At 45.1% G+C, this 546-nt stretch carries 1 pseudogene; it reads left to right on the top strand.

Features of this window, described 5'->3' with window-relative positions:
* Positions 1–546, top strand: a pseudogene (locus tag R7040_RS29215) (alanyl-tRNA editing protein); the annotation flags it as partial.

Here is a 546-nt window from a genome sequence, read left to right as displayed (position 1 = left end):
TGGACGCTCAGATTCAACTCGTTCAAAACCACAATGAAGTGACCTACGTAGTCACCGACGTGACTCCGTTTCATCCCGTTAGCCATATCTGGCCTGATCATCCCGCGGATAAAGGCATCTTAGTATTTAATGATCAACAATTTGAAGTGATTGATTGTCAAGTTGGTGCCATTGAAGTGGCAACCGGAGAGTTATTTGTTGGAGCGGCAATCCCTGTAAAGCGCGATACAGAAGGCTGGTTATTTGTTGTCGTACATGTATTAGCGCTTGTTGACACTCTATCTCAAGGTACACGAGTGACACTGAAAGTGGATAAAGAGTACCAACAAGCATTGAGTCGTGGACACAGTGCAGGTCATCTCGCCTACTTAGCCCTGAACAAAGTCCTCGCTGCCAGTTACTGGCGTAAAGATGCTGATCGTAAAGACCCACATGGCAACTATGATTTTAATAGTTATGCCCAAGAATCCAGCTTTGTAACACCAGACAAGTGCCTAGATACTTACCGTTTAGGTAAAACACTCCGTAAAAGAGGCCTAAACAGCG

It is taken from the genome of Vibrio sp. 1069, assembly GCF_033340555.1.
The sequence above is the reverse complement of the archived record's forward strand: the minus strand, read 5'-3'. Positions and strand labels throughout refer to the sequence as shown.